Origin of the sequence: Celeribacter persicus (assembly GCF_003050785.1) — a bacterium.
GTDB classification, from domain to species: Bacteria; Pseudomonadota; Alphaproteobacteria; order Rhodobacterales; family Rhodobacteraceae; genus Celeribacter; species Celeribacter persicus.
Genome location: NZ_QAOH01000093.1, coordinates 1 through 1,043, shown reverse-complemented (window position 1 = coordinate 1,043; position 1,043 = coordinate 1). Strand labels below are relative to the sequence as shown.

The 1,043-nt window shown below is 63.7% G+C and carries 1 protein-coding gene; it reads right to left on the bottom strand.

What is annotated here, in order from left to right:
• Positions 1-1,043, bottom strand: a 1,043-nt coding sequence (locus C8N42_RS21355; protein WP_146168318.1) for a heavy metal translocating P-type ATPase, incomplete at both ends; no start/stop codon positions are given.

Here is a 1,043-nt window from a genome sequence, read left to right as displayed (position 1 = left end):
ATCGACATTGTCCGGCGCGAATGACCGATCAGCCAAGGCACCTTGCCGAGATCGTCGGTCATCAGGGCTATATCCGCCGTCTCGATTGCCGCGTCCGAACCAACGGCACCCATTGCGATGGCGTAATGCGCGCGCGCCATGGCCGGGGCGTCGTTGACCCCGTCGCCGATCATGGCCACCATGTCATGCGTTTCGACCAGTTCTTCGATGGCAGTCACCTTGTCTTCGGGCAGAAGCTCGGCACGGACCTCGTCGATGCCGACCTCGGCTGCAACAGCGCGCGCTGTCCGCTCGTTATCACCGGTCAGCATGACGATGGTCTTCACACCCTGCGCGTGAAGCTGCGCCACGATGCCTTTGGCATCCGGGCGGATACGGTCGCGCAATTCCAGGATGCCGGTGACACCGGTGTCGTCGCCCACGGCAACAAGGGTGCTGCCAGCCCCTTCGATGCGGTCGCGCAAATCCTTCGGAATGGCGTCGCCGAAACCCTTCTCCTCGGCAAACCGGTCCGACCCCAGCCAGATCGACCGGCCGTCTGTGCGTCCTTCAAGTCCCCTGCCCGGAACGGTTCGGGTATCTTCCGCGGCGGATACCTTGATGCCGTCGGCTTCTGCCCGCGCAAGAATGGCGCGCGCCAAGGGATGCGAGGAACGTGCCTCCAGCCCAGCGGCGAGGGTCATCAGATCTTGCGCCGATGCTTTGCCCAGCGGATGCACCGCCGCCACCTCGGGCTCGCCCATGGTGATCGTGCCGGTCTTGTCCATGGCCAGTGCAGTGGTCTTGCCCGGTGCCTCAACATATGCACCGCCCTTGATCAGCACCCCGGCCCGCGCTGAGGCGGTGAGTGCAGCGACGATGGAGACCGGTGTCGAGATGACCAGAGCGCATGGGCAAGCGATCACCAGCAGCACGAGTGCATTGTAGAACCAATAATCCCAGGCCCCCCCGAAAATGAGCGGCGGCAGCAGGGCAATTGCAATGGCGAGAGCCATGACGATAGGCGTATAGATGCGGGCGAATTTCGCCACCCACTGCTCCAC